A 21298-nucleotide genomic window follows, 5' to 3' on the forward strand; every position below is an offset into this window, starting at 1 on the left:
AACCTGGGCCGATCGCACCTCGCCCTGGGTGACCGGGACTCCGCGCTGGCCTCGCTGGAGGAAGCGTGGAGCGTCGCACCCGAGATGGCCCGGGTCCACCCGACCAGCCAAGAGCTGATGCGTGTCTTGACCTCGCTGCACCGCCGCAGCAACCCCCGCCTCACGCGCTTGGCCAAGCGCGCCGGGTGCCCTTCTGACGGTGTTTCCGGCACGGCCGGGTGTGGGGACCTTGCAGGCCCTGCGGCTCTTGCCTATCGAGGTCTGGATCGGCGACGGGTGGCAGCGCGTCCTGCGGCTCGACGGCACGAGGGAATATTGGCCGCCCAAGGACGGCGACACGGACCACAACCAGTCGCGGGAGGCTGAGGCCGTGCCGACGTGTCCTGGCTCCCGGTGCCTTGCCAGGGCCAGTGAGGCTGCGTACTCCGTCGAAGGTCGTGCCAGGTGTCCCACATAAGTCTCGCGGCGTCTCCGGTGTCCTGGCGCTGGAGTCCGAGCCGGTCGATCCGCGACTGTGACGCGGCGGTGCCGCGCCGCCGCCGCGTCACGGCACCGCCGCCGTCACGGCTTGCCGGCCGGGGCCCCGGACGCCTTCTCCCGGGCCCCGGACGCCTTTCCCTCCCGGGGGGAGGTCGCGCTGGCGCAGTCCGGCGCCCCGCATCCTTCCTCGCGAGCCGTGGGTGAACACCCGCGCGAATGGTCAGGATGGAGACATGGGATTCCACGTCGACTCCGAGGCCGGGCGGCTGCGCCGCGTCATCCTGCACCGGCCGGATCTCGAGCTCAAAAGGCTCACCCCCAGCAACAAGGACGCGCTGCTCTTCGACGACGTGCTCTGGGTGCGCCGGGCGCGCGCCGAGCACGACGGGTTCGCCGACGTGCTGCGCGACCGCGGGGTCGCCGTCCACCTCTTCGGCGACCTGCTCACCGAGACCCTCGACCTGCCGCGGGCCCGGGCGCTGATCCTGGACCGGGTCTTCGACGAGAAGGAGTACGGGCCGCTGGCCACGGACCACCTGAGGGCCGCCTTCGAGACACTGCCCTCCCGGGAACTCGCCGAGGCCCTCGTGGGCGGCATGACCAAGCGGGAGTTCCTGGACGCGCACGCGGAGCCCACCTCGGTGCGCTTCCACGTGATGGAGCTGGACGACTTCCTGCTCGGCCCGCTGCCCAACCACCTCTTCACCCGCGACACCTCGGCCTGGATATACGACGGTGTCTCGATCAACGCGATGCGCTGGCCCGCCCGGCAGCGCGAGACCGTGCACTTCGAGGCGATCTACCGGCACCACCCCCTCTTCCGTGATGAGCCGTTCCGCATCTGGTCCGAGGGGCTGGCCGACTACCCCTCGACCATCGAGGGCGGGGACGTGCTGGTCATCGGCAACGGCGCGGTCCTCATCGGCATGAGCGAGCGGACCACGCCGCAGGCCGTGGAGATGCTCGCCCACAAGCTGTTCGCGGCGGGGTCCGCGCGGACCATCGTGGCCCTCGACATGCCCAAGCGGCGCGCCCTGATGCACCTCGACACGGTGATGACGATGGTCGACGGCGATACCTTCACCCAGTACGCGGGGCTCGGCATGCTCCGCTCGTACACCATCGAGCCGGGGGTGGGGGACAAGGAGCTGAAGGTCACCGACCATCCGCCGGAGCACATGCACCGGGCGATCGCCGCCGCGCTCGGCCTGAGCGAGATCCGGGTGCTGACCGCCACCCAGGACGTCCACGCGGCGGAGCGCGAGCAGTGGGACGACGGCTGCAACGTGCTCGCCGTGGAGCCGGGCGTCGTGGTCGCCTACGAGCGGAACTCCACCACCAACACGCACTTGCGCAAACAGGGCATCGAGGTGATCGAGATCCCGGGCAGCGAGCTCGGGCGGGGCCGGGGCGGGCCGCGCTGCATGAGCTGCCCGGTCGAGCGGGACGCCGTGTGAGCGAACCGTCCGTACGAGCGTTCGTATAAGAATGCCGAGAGTCGTATAGAATTCCAGATGTCTTGTTCCCGTCCTCCCTGGAGCGCCCCATGGCGACAGTCCCGCCCGCCCTCGCCGGCCGCCCCTTCCTCAAGGAGCTCGACTTCACCGCGGAGGAGTTCCGCGGTCTGGTCGAGCTGGCCGCCGAGCTGAAGGCCGCCAAGAAGGCCGGGACCGAGCAGCGGCGCCTGACCGGCAAGAACATCGCCCTGATCTTCGAGAAGACCTCCACGCGCACCCGCTGCGCCTTCGAGGTCGCCGCCGCCGACCAGGGCGCCTCGACCACCTATCTGGACCCTTCCGGCTCGCAGATCGGCCACAAGGAGTCGGTCAAGGACACCGCGCGCGTACTCGGTCGCATGTTCGATGCGATCGAGTACCGCGGGGACAGCCAGGCCAAGGTGGAGGAACTGGCGGCCCACGCCGGCGTGCCCGTCTACAACGGCCTCACCGACGACTGGCACCCCACCCAGATGCTCGCCGACGTGCTGACGATGACCGAGCACAGCGCCAAGCCGCCGGCCGAGATCGCCTTCGCCTACCTCGGCGACGCCCGCTTCAACATGGGCAACTCCTACCTGGTCACCGGCGCCCTGCTCGGCATGGACGTGCGGATCGTCGCCCCGAAGTCCTACTGGCCCGCCCAGGACATCATCGACCGGGCCCGGGAGCTGGCCGGGGCGAGCGGCGCCCGCGTCACCCTCACCGAGTCGGTGGCCGACGGGGTGCGGGGCGCCGACTTCGTCGCCACCGACGTATGGGTCTCCATGGGTGAGCCCAAGGACGTCTGGGCGGAGCGGATCGCCGCCCTCGCCCCGTACGCCGTGACCATGGACGTCCTGCGCGCCACCGGCAACCCGGACGTGAAGTTCCTGCACTGCCTGCCCGCCTTCCACGACCTGGGCACCAAGGTCGGCCAGGAGATCTTCGAGGCGCATGGGCTGGACTCCCTGGAGGTCACCGACGAGGTGTTCGAGTCGGCCCACTCGGTCGTCTTCGACGAGGCGGAGAACCGGCTGCACACCATCAAGGCGGTCCTGGTCGCCACCCTCGCGTGAGCGGGTGGGCCCGGACAGGGCCCGCCTGAGCAGGGCTTAAGCTGACCGGCGGCTCGGAGCCACCCCTTCCGGCCGCCGCCCGCGACCCACCCGTCGCACCGCACCACCAGAAACGAGCACCACCCGCATGCCCCGTATCAAGTCGCCCCACCTGCTGGTGGCCGAATCCGGCGCCGACCGCGCGGGCCACGGCCTCAAACGGACGATGGGCCTGTTCCACCTCATCTGCTTCGGCGTCGGCGCCATCGTCGGCACCGGCATCTTCGTCGGCCTGTCCGACTCGGTCGGCGAGGCCGGCCCGGCCGTCGTCGTCTCCTTCGTGCTCGCCGCGATCACCTGCGTCTTCACCGCGTTCGCCTTCGCCGAGCTGGGCGGCGCCATCCCGGTCTCCGGCTCCTCGTACTCCTTCGCCTACGCCGGCCTCGGCGAGACCACCGCCTTCCTGGTCGGCTGGTGCCTGCTCCTCGAATACGGCGTCTCCGTGTCCGCGGTCGCGGTCGGCTGGAGCCAGTACGTCAACGAACTGCTGGACAGCCTGATCGGCCTCCAGCTGCCGGACGCCCTCTCCGCGGGGCCCGGCGACGGCGGCGTGATCAACCTGCCCGCGGTGATCGTCATCGCCCTGGCCTGCGTCCTGCTGGTACGCGGGGTGCGCGAGAGCGCCCGGGCCACGGCCGCCATGGCGGTCCTGAAGCTCGCCGTCCTCGTCGCCTTCTGCGCCATCGGCTTCACCGCCTTCCAGGACGGCAACCTCACCCCGTTCTCCCCGGCCGGCCTCGGCGGCATCGGCGCCGGCACCACGGCCGCCTTCTTCTCCTACATCGGCTTCGACGCGATCACCACGGCCGGCGAGGAGGCGAAGAACCCGCGCCGCCACATCCCGATCGCCATCCTGGTCTGCATCGGCCTGGTCACCCTGCTGTACTGCGCGGTCGCCCTCGCCGCGATCGGCGCCATCGGCGGCGACGCGGTCGGCGGCCGGCCCGCCGCGCTGAGTTACGTCGTCAACGAGGTCACCGGCTCCACGGCCGGCGGCGCGGTCGTCGCCTTCGGCGCGGTGGTCGCCATCGCGTCGGTGGTGCTCGCCGTGATGTACGGCCAGACCCGCATCCTGATGTCCATGTCCCGCGACGGACTCGTCCCGCGCGTGTTCGAGAGGGTCTCCCCGCGCACCGCCACCCCGGTCGCCGGAACCCTGATCGTCGGTGTCGTCTTCGCGCTCCCGGCGGCCTTCGCCTCGCTGGACGCGGTGGTCAACCTGTGCACCATCGGCACGCTGGCCACCATGGCGGCCGTCAATGTCGCGGTGATCGCGCTGCGCCGCCGCGAGCCGGGCCTGGAGCGCACCTTCCGCGTGCCGCTCTACCCGGTCCTGCCGCTGCTCGGCGTCGGCTTCTGCCTGTACCTCATGTACGAGACGGGTGTGACGACCTGGATCCAGTTCGCCCTGTTCCTGGCGGCGGGGCTCGTGCTCTACGTCCTCTACGGGCGCCGCAACTCGCGGCTCGCCCGGGGCGGCCTCACGCCGGACGACGCCGCTGAGCGGGTACCACAGGCAGTCTGAACCAGACCGCCTTGCCGGAGGCGGTGGGGCGGTGGCCGCAGGAGGAGCTCAGGGCGCGGATCAGCAGCAGGCCGCGCCCGCCCTCCTGCCAGGGGTCGGGCTCGATGTCGACGGGACGGGTCAGGGCGCCCGGCGGGGCCGGGTCCGGATCGTGCACCTCGACCTGGCAGGCGGTCGGCAGCAGCTCGACGACCAGCTCGATGGGGGCGTCGCCGGAGGTGTGCTCCACGGCGTTGGCGACCAGTTCGGCCGTCAGCAGCTCCGCGGTGTCGCAGTCGGTCGCGTGCTCCTGCTCGGCCAGGGCCGTACGGACCAGCGCGCGGGCCACGGGCACGGCCGCGGTGGTGTGCGGCAGCTCGATACGCCAGGAAGCCGGCGGGTGAGGCGGCACGCAGTGCCTCCATACGGAGCGGTGGTCGGGCGACGGGCGGGCGGGAGAGCGATCGTGCACGGCGAGTCCGTTCATGGAGCAGGCTGTCCTGCTTTCAACCGTATGAATGGTACGGCGCCGCCCGGCAGAGCCGTTCGACGGGCACCGCGCGGGACCTTCGGTCCCGGCTATGGGGCGGCTTACCCGGGTGAACGGTCCCTGTCGCCCCAGTGGTCCCGCTGTTACCACGTTGTCGACGCCCGGTGACGTTGTAGACGTTTGGTGACAGAGGGGACGAAGTCACCGGTGGGATCTGTCTGACCGGTGTGATTTTCGGTGACGGATGTGACCGGTGCGCCGGGATGTGACTTTCGGGCTGGTCAGCCGGTCACTCGTCGGCACCCGCCCCGCGGCGGCCTTATCGTGCTCTCGTGACGACAGTCACAGAACGGTGATAGCTTGGGGGCAGCGCTCAGTGAGGCCGCGCCGTCCGAGGAGGCCGCCCGTCATGAGTCCCTTCACCGGCTCCGCCGCCCCCACCCCCCACTGGCGGCACCTGCGCGTCGAGCTGGCCGACGGCGTCGCCACCGTCACCCTCGCCCGTCCCGACAAGCTCAACGCGCTCACCTTCGGCGCCTACGCCGACCTGCGCGACCTGCTCGCCGAACTGTCCCGGGCCCGCTCCGTGCGCGCCCTGGTGCTGGCGGGCCAGGGCCGCGGCTTCTGCTCCGGCGGCGACGTCGAGGAGATCATCGGCGCCACGCTCGGCCTGGACACCGCCCAGCTGCTCGACTTCAACCGCATGACCGGCCAGGTGGTACGGGCCATCCGGGAATGCCCCTTCCCGGTGATCGCCGCGGTGCACGGCGTCGCGGCCGGTGCCGGGGCCGTGCTCGCGCTGGCCGCGGACTTCCGCGTGGCCGACCCCAGCGCCCGCTTCGCCTTCCTCTTCACCCGGGTCGGCCTGTCCGGCGGCGACATGGGCGCCGCCTACCTGCTGCCCCGCGTCGTCGGGCTCGGCCACGCCACCCGGCTGCTGCTGCTCGGCGAGCCGGTGCGGGCGCCCGAGGCCGAGCGGATCGGCCTGATCAGCGAGCTGACCGGCGAGGGCGGCGCCGACGAGGCCGCCCACGCGCTCGCCCGCCGCCTGGCCGACGGCCCCGCCCTCGCCCACGCCCAGACCAAGGCCCTGCTCACCGCCGAACTGGACATGCCGCTGGCCGCCTCCGTCGAACTGGACGCCGCGACGCAGGCGCTGCTGATGAACGGCGAGGACTACGCCGAGTTCCACGCGGCCTTCACCGAGAAGCGGGCGCCGACGTGGCGCGGGAGGTAGCGATGCGGGTCGCCGTGATCGGGGGCGGACCCGGGGGCCTGTACACCGCCGCCCTGCTCAAGCGCCTGGACCCCGCCCGCGAGGTCACCCTCTGGGAGCGCAACGCCCCCGACGACACCTTCGGCTTCGGCGTCGTGCTCTCCGACGAGACCCTCGGCGGCATCGAGCACGCCGACCCGGTGGTGCACCAGGCGCTCCAGCGGGAGTTCGTGCGCTGGGACGCCATCGACATCGTCCACCGCGGCACCCGGCACACCTCCGGCGGCCACGGCTTCGCCGCCCTCGGCCGCCGCCGGCTCCTCGCCATCCTGCACGCACGCTGCCGCGACCTCGGGGTCGGCCTGCGCTTCCGCTCCCCGGCACCGCCGCCCGACCGCCTCGCGCAGGCGTACGACCTCGTCATCGCCGCGGACGGCGTGCACAGCGCCACCCGCCAGGCGTACGCCGACGTGTTCCGGCCCCGGATCACCGGCCACCGCTGCCGCTACATCTGGCTGGCCGCCGGCTTCCCCTTCGACGCGTTCCGCTTCGAGATCGCCGAGACCGGGCACGGCGTGATGCAGCTCCACGGCTACCCCTACTCCCGCCCGGCGCCCGGTCCCCGTTCCCCGGCCGGTCCCGCCGGGCCGCCGGACCAGGGCGCCTCCACGGTGATCGTGGAGATGCGCGAGGAGGTGTGGCGGGCCGCCGGCTTCCCCGGCCTGACCGAGCGGGAGTCGGCCGAGCGCTGCGCCGGGATCTTCGCGGACGCCCTCGGCGGCCGGCCGCTGAAGTCGAACAACTCGGCGTGGACCGCCTTCCGCACGGTCGTCACCGAGCGCTGGTCGCACGGCAACGTCGTCCTCCTCGGCGACGCGGCCCACACCGCCCACTTCTCCATCGGCTCGGGCACCAAGCTCGCCGTCGAGGACGCCCTCGCCCTGGCCGCCTGCCTGACGGAACAGCCGACGCTCAATGAGGCCCTGGCCGCCTACGAGGAGGAGCGCCGGCCCGTCGTGGCCTCCACCCAGCGCGCCGCCCAGGCCAGCCTGGAGTGGTTCGAGAACCTCGCGCTCCACCTGGACCAGCCGCCCCGCCAGTTCGCCTTCAACCTGCTCACCCGCAGCCGCCGGGTCACCCACGGCAACCTGCGGCTGCGCGACGCCCGCTTCACCGAGGCCGTCGAACGGGACTTCGGCTGCCCGCCCGGCACCCCGCCGATGTTCACCCCGTTCCGGCTGCGCGGCCTGACCCTGCGCAACCGGGTCGTGGTGTCACCGATGGACATGTACTCCGCCGCCGACGGCGTCCCCGGCGACTTCCACCTGGTCCACCTGGGCGCCCGGGCCCTGGGCGGCGCCGGGCTGGTGATGACCGAGATGGTGTGCGTCAGCCCCGAGGGCCGCATCACCCCCGGCTGCGCGGGCCTCTACACGGGCAGGCAGGCCGAGGCATGGCGGCGGATCACCGACTTCGTGCACACCCGCGCGCCGGGCACCGCGATCGGCGTACAACTGGGCCACAGCGGACGCAAGGGCTCCACCAAGCCGATGTGGGAGGGCATGGACGAGCCTCTGGAGGAGGGCAACTGGCCGCTGGTGGCCGCCTCCCCGCTGCCGTACAAGCCGCACAGCCAGCTGCCGCGCGAGCTGTCCCGGGCCCAGCTCACCGACCTCAGGGAGCAGTTCTCGGCCGCCGCCGCCCGCGCCGCCCGGGCCGGTTTCGACCTGCTGGAGCTGCACTGCGCCCACGGCTACCTCCTGTCCGGCTTCCTCTCCCCGCTCACCAACCACCGCACCGACGCCTACGGCGGCAGCCTCGGCCGGCGGCTGCGCTTCCCGCTGGAGGTCTTCGACGCCGTACGGGCGGTGTGGCCTCAGGAACGCCCCCTGACGGTGCGTATTTCCGCCACCGACTGGGCCGAGGGCGGTACGAGCGCCGAGGACGCCGTGGAGATCGCCCGCGCCTTCGCCGCGCACGGGGCCGACGCGATCGACGTCTCCACCGGGCAGGTCGTGGCCGACGAGAAGCCGCGGTCCGGGCGGTCCTACCAGACGCCGTTCGCCGACCGCATCCGCCACGAGGCGGGCGTCCCCGTCATCGCGGTCGGCGCGATCTCCTCCTGGGACGACGTCAACTCCCTCGTCCTGGCCGGGCGCGCCGACCTGTGCGCACTGGCCCGCCCCCACCTCTACGACCCGCACTGGACGCTGCACGCGGCGGCCGAGCAGGGATACAGCGGCCCCGGCGCGGTGTGGCCGGCGCCCTACCGGGCGGGCAGCCGCCGCCCGCCGGCCGGGCGGACGGACGTCCCCAGGCCCCGGCTCGCCCTGGGCGGCGTCTGAGCCGGGCGACGGGTCACAGATATCCCCAGGCCCGGCACATCGGGCGCAGCGCCTGGGCGATCTCGCCGGGAGCCGGCAGCGGGCGCCCGGGCTGGACCTCCCCGGTGCGGATCGTCTCCCGCCAGTCGCCCAGGCCCCGGACCAGCCTGCCGCCGCCCTCATGGCCGTACCGGAGCATGCCCGGCTCGTAGCCGACGCCGAGGAACGCGCACAGGCGGCGCATCTGCTCCTCTGGGGCGGCGGTGATGTCCTCGTAGCGCACGGTGTGCCCGCCGGGTTCCGCCGCGCGGGCGGCCGCCACGGCCTCCAGGTACCGCAGGGACTCGGTGACGGCCGCCTGGTAGGGCCGCTTGACCGGGTCGCTCTCGTGCCAGGACCGGGCGACGGACTCCGGGTGGCGCAGCAGGAACACGAACCGGGCGTCGGGCCAGCAGTCCTTCAGCCGCTGGTACACGAACGCGTTGCCGGGCGTCTTCTCGACGATGACGTCCTTGCCGGACCTGACCAGTTCCCGGTGCAGGACGCGGTCCCACAGCAGGTGCTCCAGATCGCCGCGGCCGAGGCCGAGGGCGGTCGTGGCGCTGCGCGCGACGGCGTTGCCGTGGTCGACCCGCAGATGGCGGATGTGCAGCTCGTGCGGGGCGTGCAGCCGCGAGTGGGCCCCCAGCATCATGCGCAGCAGAGTGGAGCCGGAGCGCACGGAGGAGATGATGAACACCGGGCGCCGCAGCAGCCGTTCGACCGGCAGATCCTCGGGCGAGGGACACCGGTAGGCGGGCCCGGACGGCTGCCCGGACCGGGCGCCGGGCGCGGCCGGCCGGGACGGCGCGGGCCGGGGAACCCGCCGTACCTGCAAGCCGGTGGTGGCGGCGAGCGCCCGGTTCAGGGTACGGGTGAGACTCATGCGCCGGACGCTAGGCGGGAAACCTGAGAAGACGGTGGGAGCTTCTTGAAGGCTGGCTTATCGCCGCGGGACGTGACGCGGCTCACGGACCGTCCGGCCGCGGTGGCAGACCGGCGTAGACCGCGCCCGCGTCGCGCAGCCGCTCGTGCAGCGCGCGGAAGACGGCCGCCGAACGCGCGCCCGGCCAGTCCGCCGGCAGCAGGCGCGCGGGCAGCCCGGGGTCGGTGTAGGGCAGATGGCGCCAGGAGTCCAGGGCCAGGAGGTAGTCGCGGTAGGCGTCCTCCGGCGGGGTGTCCGCGCGCCGCCGCCAGCTCTCCAGCACCCGCTCATGGCGGTCGAGGAAGGCCTCGTGCTCCGCGGCGATCGCCTCCAGGTCCCACCAGCGGGCCACCGCCCGGGCCGTCGGCGTGAAGCCCAGGTGCTCACCGCGGAAGAGATCCACGTACCCGTCCAGGCCCAGCCGCTCCAGAGCGTGCCGCGTCTCCTCGTACAGGCGGGCCGGGGCGATCCACACCCCGGGCGCGGCGGTGCCGAAACCGAGTCCGGCCAGCCGCGAGCGCAGCACATGCCGCTTCTGCCGCTCCGACTCCGGAACGGAGAACACCGCCAGCACCCAGCCCTCGTCCCCGGGCGGCGCCGCGGCGTAGACGCGCCGGTCGCCGTCGTCGAGCAACTGCCGGGCCGAAGCGGACAGCTCGTATCCGGCGGCACCCTGTTCCGTGCGGGCCGGCAGCAGCAGCCCGCGCCGCTTGAGCCGGGACACCGACGACCGCACGGACGGCGCGTCCACCCCCACCGCGGCCAGCAGCCGGATCAGCTCCGCGACGGGCACCGGGCCCGGCACGTGCCGGCCGTACGCGCCGTAGAACGTGACGATCAGGGACCTCGGGGCGTGCTGCGCGTGCTGCTCGGACACGTTGATCATCTTAGGTCGTCGGCATCGGTGCTGGTCACCCCGGGTGTGGGCGGAGCCGTTCGCCCTCCGGTACCCCGTCGTCGCGCAGTTTGAACCGCTGGAGCTTGCCGGTCGCCGTGCGCGGCAGCGCGTCCAGGAAGACGAACGCGCGGGGGCACTTGTACGGCGCCAGCTCCGACATCACGAAGGCCCGCAGCGCCTCGGCGTCCCGCTCGGCGCCCTCCCTCAGCACGGTGTACGCCACGACGATCCGCCCGCGCGCCTCGTCGGGCCGGCCCACCACCGCCGCCTCCACCACGTCCGGGTGGCGCAGCAGCGCGTCCTCCACCTCCGGCCCCGCGATGTTGTACCCGGCGGAGACGATCATGTCGTCGGCGCGGGCGACATAGCGGAAGTAGCCGTCGGGCTCGCGGACATAGGTGTCCCCGGTGATGTTCCAGCCGTCGCGCACGTACTCCCGCTGGCGCGGATCGGCGAGGTACCGGCAGCCGACCGGCCCGCGCACCGCCAGCAGTCCGGGCTCCCCGTCGGGCACGGGAGCGCCGTTCCCGTCCTGCACGCGCGCCTGCCACCCCGGCACCGCTACACCCGTCGTGCCCGGCCGTATGGCGCCGTCGGCCGCCGAGATGAAGATGTGCAGCAACTCGGTGGCGCCGATGCCGTTGATCAGGCGCAGGCCCGTGCGCTCGTACCAGGCCCGCCAGGTGGCCGCGGGCAGGTTCTCGCCGGCCGAGACGCAGCGCCGCAGCGAGGAGACGTCGTACGCGTCCAGTTCGCCGAGCATCGCGCGGTAGGCGGTCGGCGCGGTGAACAGCACCGACACCCGGTGCTCGGCGATCGCGGGCAGCAGCCGCGCGGGCGTGGCCCGTTCCAGCAGCAGCGCACCGGCCCCCGCCCGCAGCGGGAAGACCACCAGCCCGCCCAGCCCGAAGGTGAAGCCGAGCGGAGGGCTGCCCGCGAACAGGTCGTCCCGGTGCGGCCTCAGCACCTGCCGGGAGAAGGTGTCGGCGATCGCCAGCACATCCCGGTGGAAGTGCATGCACCCCTTGGGCCGGCCGGTGGTGCCCGAGGTGAACGCGATCAGCGCCACGTCGTCCGCCGCCGTGGCCAGTGCCGGGTACGGCGTGCCGGGCGCCGGACGGTTCAGCAGGTCGTCGGGGGCCTGTCCGCCGAAGGCCGTGATCCGCAGCCCCGGGATCTCCGCCCCGGCCAGGCCGTCGAGCGCCCGGACGTCGCACAGCGCGTGCCGGACACGCGCGATCCCGCAGATCTGGCGCAGCTCGTGCGGGCGCTGCTGGGCCAGCACGGTGACGGCGACCGCGCCCGCCTTCAGCACCGCCAGCCAGCAGGCGGCCAGCCAGGGCGTGGTGGGGCCGCGCAGCAGCACCCGGTTGCCGGGCACCACGCCGAGGTCGCCGGTGAGCAGGTGGGCGATCCGGTCGACGCGGGCGCGCAGCTCGCCGTAGGTCCACACGGCCCCGGTGCCGGTGCGGAAGGCAGGGCGGTCGCCCGGCGGGCCGGTCAGCAGTTCGGCGGCGCAGTTCAGCCGGTCCGGGTAGCGCAGCTCCGGGAGGTCGAGGCGGAGCTCGGGCCACTGCTCGGCGGGCGGGAGGTGGTCGCGCGCGAAGGTGTCGACATGAGCCGAGGTGATCATGACGGTGCGCCCCCTTGCCTGGGCGGGGTTGTCCCCGTGCCTGGCGGCCTCGGTGGTGGGCTCGCCCCCCGAGCGTATCGGCTTGGTGACGGCAGTCAACGGAACGCGATACGGTCGTACGGGCGGCCGCCGCACGGCCGCGGGCCAGACGGCAGCGGCCGGCCAGGCCGCGGGGAGAGAGGACCGGCGATGCCCGCTTTCTCGCTCGAACCGGAACAGACCTCCTGGTGCGGCGAGTTGCGCGCCCTGGCCGCGGAGCGGCTCGGCCCGCTCGCGCGGCAGGGCCCTCCCGGCCGCGTCAACCGGCCCCTCCTCACCGAGCTCGGCCGGCTAGGGCTGCTGCGGCGGCTTTTCACCTCCGGCGCCCTCGACCTGTGCCTGATGCGCGAGTCCCTGGCGCGCGCCTGCACGGAGGCCGAGACGGCCCTCGCCCTCCAGGGCCTGGGCGCCCACCCCGTCCACGCCTACGGCACCGGGGAACAGCGCGCCCGCTGGCTGCCGCGGGTGGCCGAGGGCAGCGCGGTGGCCGCCTTCGCGCTCAGCGAGCCCGGAGCGGGATCGGACGCGGCGGCGCTGACCCTGCGGGCGGAGCCGGAGGGCGTAGCCGGGGGCGAGACCACCCGCTGGCGGCTCACCGGGGAGAAGCGCTGGATCTCCAACGCCCCCGAGGCCGACCTCTACACCGTCTTCGCCCGCACCACCCCCGGGGCGGGCGACAAGGGCGTCACCGCCTTCCTCGTCCCCGCCGGCCGCCCCGGCCTCACCGGTACCCCGCTCGACATGCTCTCCCCGCACCCCATCGGGACGCTGACGTTCGACGCCGTCCCCGTGACCGCCGCCGACCTGCTCGGCGAGCCCGGCCGCGGCTTCCGCGTCGCCATGCACACCCTCAACCTGTTCCGCCCCAGCGTCGGCGCCTTCGCGGTCGGCATGGCCCAGGCCGCCCTGGACGCCACCGTCGCGCACACCGCCCGGCGGGACGCCTTCGGCGGCAAGCTGAGGGACCTTCAGGCCGTGTCCCACCGGGTGGCCGAGATGGCCCTGCGCACCGAGGCCGCCCGCCTGATGGTGTACGCGGCGGCCACGGCGTACGACCAGGGCGCCCCGGACGTGCCGCGCCGCTCGGCGATGGCCAAGCTGCTGGCCACCGAGACCGCGCAGTACGTCGTCGACGCGGCCGTCCAGCTGCACGGCGCGCGGGCGCTGCAACGGGGCCACCCGCTGGAACACCTCTACCGCGAGGTGCGCGCCCCCCGCATCTACGAAGGGGCGAGCGAGGTCCAGCGCGGCATCATCGCCAAGGAGCTGTACGCCACCCCGGAGGCACCGTGACCGCCGAGCGTCTCGACCCCGCCGGCCTCGCCCCGCCCGCCGGCTTCTCCCACGCCGTCGTCGCCACCGGCTCCCGGATCGTCTTCCTGGCCGGCCAGACCGCCCTCGACGCGGGCGGCGAGATCACCGGCGACACCCTTCCCGAACAGTTCGCGAAGGCCCTCGCCAACCTCCTCGCCGCCCTGAGCGCGGCCGGCGGCACCTCCGCCGACCTGGCCCGCGTCACCGTCTACGCCACCGACCTCGCCGCCTACCGCGCCCACGCCCGTGAGCTGGGCCGCGTCTGGCGGCGGCTGGCGGGGCGGGACTACCCGGCCATGGCGGTCGTACAGGTCGTACGCCTGTGGGACGAGCGGGCGATGGTGGAGCTCGACGGGTTCGCGGTCCTGGCCTGAGGCGTGATCGGGACCGTACCCCTGGCCCTTCCGGCCGGGACAGCGGGGTGCCCACCCGGCCGGCCGACGCGGACTCGCCACCGAAGGGGTGAGGATCACGGCCGCCGGACCACCGGCCGGGTACCAGTGGAAGCCCCCACGGGAACCCCGTCCCCCATCTCCGGGAGGTCCTTCCATGCCCGTACGTCCCGTCCTCGCCGCGGCGGCCAGCGCCGCCCTGCTCCTGACGGCGGCCCCCGCCGCCGGTGCCGCCTCCGCGGTCCCGGCCGACTCCGTCACCGTCGACCCCACGGGCCGTATCGCCGCCGACGGCACCATCACCCTCTCCGGCACCTACCGCTGCACCGGCAGCACCGGCCTGGTGTTCGTCAGCTCCTCCGTGGCGCAGGGCTCCTCGACCACGCGGTACAGCGTCGGCGGCACCCGCGCCGTGTGCGACGGCGTGGAGCGGCGCTGGGTCAACTCCGCCAGGCTCTCCCCGGCCTCGATGAAGCCCGGCACGGCCCGTGTCCAGGCCACCGTGACGGAACTGCGCCCCTTCGGCATCCTGCCGCTGCCCTCCTTCCACGCGACGCACGACCAGGACATCACCCTCGTCGCGGACACAGCGCCCACGGCCTGAACCGTTCCGCGCCTTTGCGGCCCCCGCCCGCCAGGGCGTCACCAGGCGGGCGTGGTCGGGGGCGCGCAGGCCGGGCCCTGGAGGCACGCCGGTCGCGTCCTGGGGGTGCGCCGGCCAGGTTCTGGTGACGGACGCCTCAGCCGCGCGGCGTACGGAACTCCGGCTGGTCGATGACGCGCAGCCAGCTCCCGTCGGGCTGGCGCCGGACCACCTGCGCACGCGCGCCCGCACCGTCCGAGGGAGGAGTCGACGTCAGGGCGATATCGCCCCGGACCAGCGTCGGAAGCGGCGGCTCCGGCTCGAAACGCGGCGCCTGGGCCAGCATCTTCTCGAACAGCTTGCGAATGTTCTCCCGGCCCACCGTGACGCCGCCGGGCGGATAGGCCATCACCGCCTCCTCCTCGTACAGGGCGGCGAGACCGGCGGCGTCACCGGCGTTGGCGCGCTCGACGAAGAGGCGGGTGAGATCCTCCGGCTGCATGGCCTTCTCCTGAAGCGACACGGCTGTCCCTCTCCTGTGCTCATCCTGCGGACCCCACGAGTCTCCGACGCCCTCGACTGATAAGTCCAAGCGATTGTCCTGATCGGCATGAGAACCTTCAGTTATGGAACTGAGGCAGCTGGCGTACTTCCTGGCCGTCGCCGAGGAGCGCAACTTCACCCGGGCCGCCGAGCGGGTGCACATCAGCCAGCCCGGCATCAGCGCCCGGATACGCCAGCTGGAGGGCGATCTGGGGGCCACGCTCGTCGACCGGTCCGGCCGCCGGGCCGAGCTGACCGCGGTCGGCGAGGTCGTACGCGACCACGCGCGTGGGGTGCTGGCCGCGGCGGAGGCGCTGCGCCGGGCCGTCGACGAGATGAACGGGCTGGTCCGGGGCAGAGTCGTGGTGGGCATGGTCAGGGCGTGCACCGTCACCCCGCTCTTCGACGCGCTGTCCGGGTTCCACCGCGCCCACCCCGGGGTGGAGATCAGCCTGGTGGAGGACGACTCCGACCGGCTCGTGGAGCGGGTCCGCGAGGGGAGCGTCGACCTGGCCCTGATCGGCGCCGCCGGCCGGCCGCCCGAGGACCTGGACGGCCGGCAGATCGTCAGCGAGCCGATCGCGGCGGCGGTGCCGCCCGGCCATCCGCTGGCCGGACGCGCCGAGGCCACCCTCGCCGAGCTGTGCGCCCACCCGATCGTCTGCCTGCCGCGGGGCACCGGCGTCCGAACGGTGCTCGAGCGGACCGCCGCGGCGCGCGGCCTGACCCCGTCCGTCTTCCTGGAGGCGAGCGCCCCGGACGCCGTACTCGACCTGGCCGCCCGCGGCCTGGGCGCCGCCGTCCTGTCCGCGTCGATGACCACCGGCCACGACGCCCTGCGGTCCGTGGCCCTCGCGGACGCCGACATCCCCGGAGTCCTGGCCCTGGTCTCCGCGCCGGCCAAGAGCCCGGCCCTGCGCGAACTGCTGCTCCACTGCGGCCGCGCCTTCACTGGGCCCCTGGCCGACTCCTTCGCCGGCCCTCTGACCGACTCCTTCGCCGGCCCCCTGACCGGCGGCGAGGCGGCCACGGGGTGACCACATCCCTTGCCAGCGCCCGCTAGGCCGCCACCGGGCCCACGCGACCAGCCTTCCGCCGTCCGTCCGGGCCCCTGTTGTCACGGTGGTGATGAACGCCTCCAGCCGACTGTGGAGCAGTGGCGTGGGTGGCGTCAGATGAGGAGCGTGCGGGGTACGACCGGACTCTTGCGACGGACGACGATGAGCGACGAGCTGCCGTGAATGGTTTTCGCCGCATGGAAAAGTTTCGGCCTCTTTGCAGTCCTGCAAGTGCGGAATATGGAATTCCGCACTTGCTCGCGGGGTTCCTCCGTTAGCGTGATCGCATGAGCGAAGACTTCCTTCCCTCGAGGCCGTCTCGTCACCCTTCGACGCCACAGAAGGAGTGGGCGGGGCTGGCGTGTCGCCCGCCGCGGACCTACTCGCCGGGTGTAGCGCTGCTGAAGCAGGGAGACACGGAAACTGATGTATTCATACTGGTCAGCGGGTTGGTGAAGGTCGTCCGAACCGACCGTGAGGGGCGGCAGCGGTTGCTCGCCTTCCGTGGGCCCGGCGAGATTCTGGGGGAGATGGCGGCCCAGTGCGGGGGTGTGCGGCTGGCTAGCGTATGGGCGATGAGCAAGTGCAAAGCATCCGTCGTCTCCTCAGAGGAATTCCAGCGTTTCGTACGTGAACACCGGCTGGCCTATCCGCTCGCGGTGATGGCCAGTAATCGACTGCGGGAGCAGACGGAGGTCCATGAAGGAGCTGTGCACGAACGCCTCGCCATGACCCTGCTTCGCCTGGTCGAGGTCTCCGGCGGACAGGAGTCCTTCTCTCTCACCAGGGAGGAGCTGGCTCAGCACATCGGCGTGGGCCGCAAGGCCGTCAGCAAGGCGCTGGAATGGCTCGGGCCCGACCAGGTGAAGGCGGGGAAGAGCCGGATCGACGTGATCAGTGTGGAAAAGCTGCGCGAGACGATCGCCGGTCACGATGACGCGTGAGTGCGGTGTGTCCCACGTCACTCGTCGTCTGGGTCTGCGGAACGGAAAACCCGCGCGCGCACTGTGAGGCTCGAAACGCGTGACACCACACGCACGAGCGTCCCCGCCCGGTCCCCGAGGGGGCCAGGCGGGCTTCACAGAGGAGTGACATGCGCGAGTTCAACAGCGAACTGCCCCAGCCGATCGCCGGTTCGTACACCCGCAGCCGTCCGCTGCCTCCCTACCGGGGCATCCTGGCCGTGGATGCCAAGGACTTCACGGGACGCCCGGCGATCGAGCACGAAGCCGTCAGCCGTGTCGTCCCCGAACTCCTCAAGACCGCACTGTCCAGGGCGGAACTGCGGGACCTGTGGAACGACCGTCTTTTCCCGGCCTCGACCGGCGACGGTTACGTCTTCGGGTTCGACCCCACACGCATGCCCTTCGTCATCCATCCGCTGCTGCTCATGCTGCAGGACGTACTCACCGACTACAACATCCTGTCCTACGGGGCGGTGCCCATCAGGCTTCGAGTCAGCCTGCACGTCGGCCCGTTGCCCGACACCGGAGACGAGTTCAGCGGCAACGGGACAGCGCGCAACGACACCCACCGTCTGCTGGACTCGCGCCCCGTCAAGGCCGTGCTGGCCTCCCACAAGGAGAACATCACCCACGTCGCGGCCATCCTCTCCGAGCGCTGTTACGAAGACGCGGTCGCCAGTGGGTACACCGGGCGCCACCGGGACCACTTCGTGGAGGTGGCCGCGACGGTCGACGGCAAGGGGTTCTCCCAACGGGCCTGGATCTACGTGCCCCAGCCGTCCGGGCCGCTGTACGAAGAGCCCGCGAATGGCGACGCGGCTCAGGAGCCGGTACAGGAAGACATCCGTTCGCTCGAGCGCGACGACACACAGACTCCTCGTGTGAAGAACAGCGCCCCCCACGGCAACATCAACACCGGCACCGTCCACGGCGGACAGAGTGTGAGCAACCACCATGTTGCCGGTGATCACGTCGGAGGCAACAAGGCCGGCCGTGTCCGCGGTTTCCAGGGAGACCAGGTGCGCGGCAACAAGTACCAGGGGCGGCAGTGACCCGGGACGACGCGGCCGGCAGAACTGCCCGGTCCCCCAACGGCCGGGCCGGAGCTCCCGCCCGATGACCAGCCGCCCCGTACGGAGGCCGAGCCCGACGTCTCCGAGTTGATCGACGCCATCGGCGGCGCCGCGAGGGCTCCGGGCCCGTTTGTCTACGCCCCGAACGCGAACCTCAACGCCGGCACCGTCCACGGCGGTCAACGTGTCCACAACGGGTCGGCCCATGAAGGTCGAAGGCTGCGGGAAGGCAGAGTGCGTGAGGGGCCCGTCCCGGAGGCGGAAGTCCGGGCCGCGGCCTTCGGGTACGCGCGACCCGACTGGTTTGGCACGGCGCTTGAGGAGTTGAAGCAAGGGCCGCTGTTCCTGGTCGGGCGGCCGGGATCCGGTCGCCGCACCGCGGCGCTCAACCTGCTGCGCGAATGCTGCGGGCAAGGGGCCCCGCTGCGGGCACTGGACAGCGTCACCCAACTGGACCGCTGGCAGCCCACCGATGCGTCGGCGCGTGGTTATCTGATGGACGGGCTGTTCCCGTCCCGGCCGCTCGGCCCCGGTGTCCTGGGGCACGTGCGCTCGCTGCTGAAGAAGGCGAAGGCACACATGGTGATCGTGCTGCCTGATGACGCGACCCTGCTGCGCCGCCTGGAACAGGACCTCCACGTCAGTCCCACCGTGTGCGTACCACCGCCCCCCGCCATGGTGTTCGGCAGTCATTTCGAAGCGGTGGTTCCCGATCAGCGGGAGCGGGAGCGCCTGCTGTCAGCGCTGCATCAGCGCCATGAGCTGGGCGACCTGTTGGTCCCGGAGCTGGTACCGGCCGAAGTGGTGGAGCTGGTCACGGCCATCGTGACGGCCGATGGCGACCCGAACGCCCTCGGTGACCTGGGGGCGCGGCTGAGCTACCGAGCCGAGCGGGAAGTTCCCGGACTCATGGAGCAACTGCGAGGTGACCCGGACGCCCTGGCCTTCTTGCTGGCCGCCTGCGTCTACGAGGGATTGGACCACCGACTTGTCAGGGAGGAAGCCGACCGGTTGCTGAAGCTGTCCGAAGGCCGTCTGACGGCCGTGCTGCCGGGGACTGACTCTCAAGGAGCCGAAAAGACCGAGCGACCCAACCCGGATTTCGTCTTCCGGCGTTCCCTGACGGAACTGCTGCATGCCGTCCGCGCTGTCCGGCAGGAACGCGAGATCCGCGCCGAGGGAACCTACGCGCACAGTGTTGAGGCGGTCGTGTTCGTCCGGCACCGGCAGGCCGAGGCAGTGCTCAGGCACGTGTGGCGTGAGTACGGACAGTTGTCGGAACTCCTGGTCGAGTGGTTGCGGGAAGTGAAGCGCTCCAGCGAACTCGCCTGGTCGGCAGGCCGGTTCATGGGCAGGGCTGCGAGCTGGGGAGGCGGCCGACGCGCATTGCGGCACATCCAGGCTCTCGCCGAGTCGGAGCGCATGACCAGCCGTCTCATCGCGGCGAACGCGCTCGGCATCGCGGCTGAGGACCCCGTAATGGTCGCGGAGGTGCGTTATCGCCTACGGCGGTGGAGCCTGGCTGCCGACTTCCGCCTGAGGACGACGGTGGCGTACGCCTGCGGTGCGGAGTTCGGACTGGCACGTCCGGATCTGGCTCTGCAACTCCTGCACGATCTTCTCCGCGGTGCGCGGGGCCGTCGTGACGAGGAGGGGCATGCGGACGACGACAAAGTCCTGCTGGCCGTGCGGGTGGCCATCCTGAGCCTGTTCCAGGCCGGTCACGAGGCGGAGGTGTTCAGCCGATGTGTCGAGTGGCTGGGAACGGAACAAGGTGACCGGCAGCAGCTGCTCTCGCTGTTCGGCCAGTTGCTGCAATCCCCGCAGTGGTTCGTGCGCAAACTCGCCGATGAGGCCCCGGAATCGGGGCAGATAGTCGAAATGATCCGCCACGCATTGAACGCGGAGAGTTCGTTCGAGGCGGCCTGTGCGGCATTACTGCGCTGGGCCGACTGGGGGCGGTGGGACGAAACACTGTTCCGGGCCGTGGAGAACCTGTTCGCCGCCTTGGCTCGTTCCATGCAGTCCGGCGAGTTTCGCCTGTTCGTGGAAATGAACGAAAAGGGTGCGGACGGTTGGGCCGGGCTGGAGACGGCGCGGGCTTCGCTCAACAGGTGGCGTACCGGCGAACAGTGGGAGGCAGCGTGAGTGACGAGTCCACCGAACGTCTCTACTTCCGGACCGTCAGACCACCCTGGCGGGAAATCCTCAGTCATCGCTGGTCCCCGGCGAGGGACTGGTCGCTGGTGCTCAAGGACGCGGCCGGGGACTACTTCCTCCTTGGCCGCCGTGGGGACCCGGACGACACCGGGGCCCACGTGCCGGTGCCGGACGAAGCCGCCACACCCGGCCTGGGCGGAAGCTACACCGATGTCTTCCGGGTGGACGCGACGGAGCACGTGGACACACGGGCGGTCGGTCTCCCCACGGTGTACGGGACGGAGTCGGTGGATCTGTGGGTCTCCTGGTGGGTCCACGATCCCGTGCGGGTCGTGCGCACGAGGACCGTGCACGGCTGGCACGCGGTGCGAACCCATCTCACCAGCACTCTGCACCACTTGGCCGAGGCTCAGGCAGCGGCCGGCAATGGGCTGGGCGCCCCGGAGATCATGCAGCAACTCGGCATGCCGCAGCGCCTGGAGGAAACGGGCCTGAGCTACCGGGTGTTCGACGTCCGGCTCCGGGAGACCGGTGAGGAACTGCGCATCGGTCGGGAGGAAGGTGAGGGAGTCCGCTACTCCTGGACGACCAGCCGTCGCGGCGAGTACGAGTTTTGTCTGCAGGCGCTCCACGCCGGGCCGGTGTCGCTGGCGGCGCTCTGGCTGCTCAGGCATCCTGACCAGGTGCGCCAGGTGCTGGACTGGGCGGTCGATCACCAGGATCTGCTGAGCCCTCCGCGCAGTGACTGGCAGGAGGAATTGGCCGTGCTGCTGGGCACGCTGACCGATCAGGAACGCAAAGAGATTTCCTATCTCCTGCGCGACCGCATATCCGCGCTCGGGCGCCCAGTCCCTGACGGGTTTTGACCTCAGTCATACACGTGAAGCGAATCATCGGCGGGTGCGCTGCCTTCGGGTAGCACACCCGCTCTTTTGTGCAGGGCGTCCCACAGGGCCTTTTAGAATGTGACTTGCCTCACTCGATTTCTGGGCCTCGGGACCTTACACGCAGACGGATATGCGGGACTCTCGATTCGTCCAAGAGGCGGGCGCCCGATCAACCTTCAGGG

18 protein-coding genes are annotated in these 21298 nt (G+C 72.0%); 13 read left to right on the top strand and 5 right to left on the bottom strand.

Annotation, left to right across the window (positions count from 1 at the left end):
• Positions 1-713 precede the first annotated feature (713 nt).
• From AB0L74_RS23880 to AB0L74_RS23890, 3 genes are all read left to right on the top strand, one after another.
• Positions 714-1937 carry an arginine deiminase gene (locus tag AB0L74_RS23880; RefSeq protein ID WP_365655830.1) on the top strand — a complete coding sequence of 408 codons (1224 nt, stop codon included), beginning with the start codon at positions 714-716 and terminating at the stop codon, positions 1935-1937.
• An 89-nt stretch (positions 1938-2026) separates the two neighbouring features.
• Entirely contained in the window at positions 2027-3034 is a 1008-nt protein-coding gene (argF, locus tag AB0L74_RS23885) for an ornithine carbamoyltransferase (RefSeq protein ID WP_365655833.1), read from the top strand.
• Between the two features lie 127 nt (positions 3035-3161).
• A complete protein-coding gene (locus AB0L74_RS23890) occupies positions 3162-4598 on the top strand; it encodes an amino acid permease (RefSeq protein ID WP_365655836.1) in 1437 nt (478 codons plus the stop codon).
• On the opposite strand, the gene AB0L74_RS23895 is transcribed toward AB0L74_RS23890, so the two are convergent.
• Positions 4555-5064, bottom strand: coding sequence for an ATP-binding protein (locus tag AB0L74_RS23895; protein WP_365655842.1), 510 nt, complete (start codon positions 5062-5064; stop codon positions 4555-4557). The genes AB0L74_RS23890 and AB0L74_RS23895 overlap by 44 nt on opposite strands.
• A 412-nt stretch (positions 5065-5476) precedes the next feature.
• Here AB0L74_RS23895 and AB0L74_RS23900 point away from each other — a divergent pair, with 412 nt between their 5' ends.
• Both AB0L74_RS23900 and AB0L74_RS23905 read left to right on the top strand, forming a co-directional pair.
• Positions 5477-6304, top strand: coding sequence for an enoyl-CoA hydratase family protein (locus AB0L74_RS23900; RefSeq protein ID WP_365655845.1), 828 nt, complete (start codon positions 5477-5479; stop codon positions 6302-6304).
• Between the two features lie 2 nt (positions 6305-6306).
• Entirely contained in the window at positions 6307-8628 is a 2322-nt protein-coding gene (locus tag AB0L74_RS23905; RefSeq protein ID WP_365656064.1) for a bifunctional salicylyl-CoA 5-hydroxylase/oxidoreductase, read from the top strand.
• Positions 8629-8641: 13 nt separating this feature from the next.
• Here the strand turns inward: AB0L74_RS23905 and AB0L74_RS23910 are convergent, their stop codons facing one another.
• The 3 genes from AB0L74_RS23910 to AB0L74_RS23920 all read right to left on the bottom strand — a co-directional run bounded on the left by AB0L74_RS23910 (position 8642) and on the right by AB0L74_RS23920 (position 12102).
• Entirely contained in the window at positions 8642-9532 is an 891-nt protein-coding gene (locus AB0L74_RS23910) for a sulfotransferase (RefSeq protein WP_365655849.1), read from the bottom strand.
• A gap of 82 nt (positions 9533-9614) precedes the next feature.
• Positions 9615-10457: a PaaX family transcriptional regulator C-terminal domain-containing protein gene (locus AB0L74_RS23915; RefSeq protein ID WP_365655852.1), complete on the bottom strand. Its 843-nt coding sequence runs from the start codon at positions 10455-10457 to the stop codon at positions 9615-9617.
• Positions 10458-10482: 25 nt separating this feature from the next.
• Positions 10483-12102: an AMP-binding protein gene (locus tag AB0L74_RS23920; protein ID WP_365655855.1), complete on the bottom strand. Its 1620-nt coding sequence runs from the start codon at positions 12100-12102 to the stop codon at positions 10483-10485.
• 189 nt (positions 12103-12291) lie between these two features.
• Here AB0L74_RS23920 and AB0L74_RS23925 point away from each other — a divergent pair, with 189 nt between their 5' ends.
• The 3 genes from AB0L74_RS23925 (at position 12292) to AB0L74_RS23935 (ending at position 14451) form a co-directional block, all read left to right on the top strand.
• Positions 12292-13434, top strand: a complete 1143-nt coding sequence (locus tag AB0L74_RS23925) for an acyl-CoA dehydrogenase (RefSeq protein ID WP_365655858.1) — start codon at positions 12292-12294, stop codon at positions 13432-13434.
• Entirely contained in the window at positions 13431-13829 is a 399-nt protein-coding gene (locus AB0L74_RS23930; RefSeq protein WP_365655861.1) for a RidA family protein, read from the top strand. The genes AB0L74_RS23925 and AB0L74_RS23930 overlap by 4 nt, the downstream gene beginning before the upstream one ends.
• Before the next feature lie 175 nt (positions 13830-14004).
• Entirely contained in the window at positions 14005-14451 is a 447-nt protein-coding gene (locus AB0L74_RS23935; protein ID WP_365655864.1) for a DUF6299 family protein, read from the top strand.
• Positions 14452-14587: 136 nt separating this feature from the next.
• On the opposite strand, the gene AB0L74_RS23940 is transcribed toward AB0L74_RS23935, so the two are convergent.
• On the bottom strand, positions 14588-14953 hold the full coding sequence (locus AB0L74_RS23940) for a nuclear transport factor 2 family protein (protein ID WP_365655867.1): 366 nt from the start codon (positions 14951-14953) through the stop codon (positions 14588-14590).
• Positions 14954-15056: 103 nt separating this feature from the next.
• Between AB0L74_RS23940 and AB0L74_RS23945 the strand changes: the two genes are divergently transcribed.
• The 5 genes from AB0L74_RS23945 to AB0L74_RS23965 all read left to right on the top strand — a co-directional run bounded on the left by AB0L74_RS23945 (position 15057) and on the right by AB0L74_RS23965 (position 21095).
• Positions 15057-16010, top strand: a complete 954-nt coding sequence (locus tag AB0L74_RS23945) for a LysR family transcriptional regulator (RefSeq protein ID WP_365655873.1) — start codon at positions 15057-15059, stop codon at positions 16008-16010.
• Positions 16011-16318: 308 nt separating this feature from the next.
• Positions 16319-16975 carry a Crp/Fnr family transcriptional regulator gene (locus AB0L74_RS23950; RefSeq protein ID WP_365655876.1) on the top strand — a complete coding sequence of 219 codons (657 nt, stop codon included), beginning with the start codon at positions 16319-16321 and terminating at the stop codon, positions 16973-16975.
• Positions 16976-17124: 149 nt separating this feature from the next.
• A complete protein-coding gene (locus AB0L74_RS23955) occupies positions 17125-18048 on the top strand; it encodes a hypothetical protein (RefSeq protein ID WP_365655879.1) in 924 nt (307 codons plus the stop codon).
• Positions 18049-18156: 108 nt separating this feature from the next.
• A complete protein-coding gene (locus AB0L74_RS23960; RefSeq protein WP_365655882.1) occupies positions 18157-20217 on the top strand; it encodes a hypothetical protein in 2061 nt (686 codons plus the stop codon).
• Positions 20214-21095, top strand: coding sequence for a hypothetical protein (locus AB0L74_RS23965; RefSeq protein WP_365655885.1), 882 nt, complete (start codon positions 20214-20216; stop codon positions 21093-21095). The genes AB0L74_RS23960 and AB0L74_RS23965 overlap by 4 nt, the downstream gene beginning before the upstream one ends.
• Positions 21096-21298: the final 203 nt, after the last annotated feature.

Source organism: Streptomyces sp. NPDC052020 (assembly GCF_040680575.1).
Taxonomy (GTDB): domain Bacteria; phylum Actinomycetota; class Actinomycetes; order Streptomycetales; family Streptomycetaceae; genus Streptomyces.

What these genes read in the sequence shown, in the direction of transcription:
- AB0L74_RS23945 (WP_365655873.1), top strand. Translation starts at nt 15,057, where the DNA reads ATGGAACTGAGGCAGCTGGCGTACTTCCTGGCCGTCGCCGAGGAGCGC.
- AB0L74_RS23910 (WP_365655849.1), bottom strand. Translation starts at nt 9,532, where the DNA reads ATGAGTCTCACCCGTACCCTGAACCGGGCGCTCGCCGCCACCACCGGC.
- AB0L74_RS23915 (WP_365655852.1), bottom strand. Translation starts at nt 10,457, where the DNA reads ATGATCAACGTGTCCGAGCAGCACGCGCAGCACGCCCCGAGGTCCCTG.
- AB0L74_RS23890 (WP_365655836.1), top strand. Translation starts at nt 3,162, where the DNA reads ATGCCCCGTATCAAGTCGCCCCACCTGCTGGTGGCCGAATCCGGCGCC.
- AB0L74_RS23925 (WP_365655858.1), top strand. Translation starts at nt 12,292, where the DNA reads ATGCCCGCTTTCTCGCTCGAACCGGAACAGACCTCCTGGTGCGGCGAG.
- AB0L74_RS23920 (WP_365655855.1), bottom strand. Translation starts at nt 12,102, where the DNA reads ATGATCACCTCGGCTCATGTCGACACCTTCGCGCGCGACCACCTCCCG.
- argF (WP_365655833.1), top strand. Translation starts at nt 2,027, where the DNA reads ATGGCGACAGTCCCGCCCGCCCTCGCCGGCCGCCCCTTCCTCAAGGAG.
- AB0L74_RS23900 (WP_365655845.1), top strand. Translation starts at nt 5,477, where the DNA reads ATGAGTCCCTTCACCGGCTCCGCCGCCCCCACCCCCCACTGGCGGCAC.
- AB0L74_RS23935 (WP_365655864.1), top strand. Translation starts at nt 14,005, where the DNA reads ATGCCCGTACGTCCCGTCCTCGCCGCGGCGGCCAGCGCCGCCCTGCTC.
- AB0L74_RS23905 (WP_365656064.1), top strand. Translation starts at nt 6,307, where the DNA reads ATGCGGGTCGCCGTGATCGGGGGCGGACCCGGGGGCCTGTACACCGCC.
- AB0L74_RS23950 (WP_365655876.1), top strand. Translation starts at nt 16,319, where the DNA reads ATGAGCGAAGACTTCCTTCCCTCGAGGCCGTCTCGTCACCCTTCGACG.
- AB0L74_RS23955 (WP_365655879.1), top strand. Translation starts at nt 17,125, where the DNA reads ATGCGCGAGTTCAACAGCGAACTGCCCCAGCCGATCGCCGGTTCGTAC.
- AB0L74_RS23895 (WP_365655842.1), bottom strand. Translation starts at nt 5,064, where the DNA reads ATGAACGGACTCGCCGTGCACGATCGCTCTCCCGCCCGCCCGTCGCCC.
- AB0L74_RS23880 (WP_365655830.1), top strand. Translation starts at nt 714, where the DNA reads ATGGGATTCCACGTCGACTCCGAGGCCGGGCGGCTGCGCCGCGTCATC.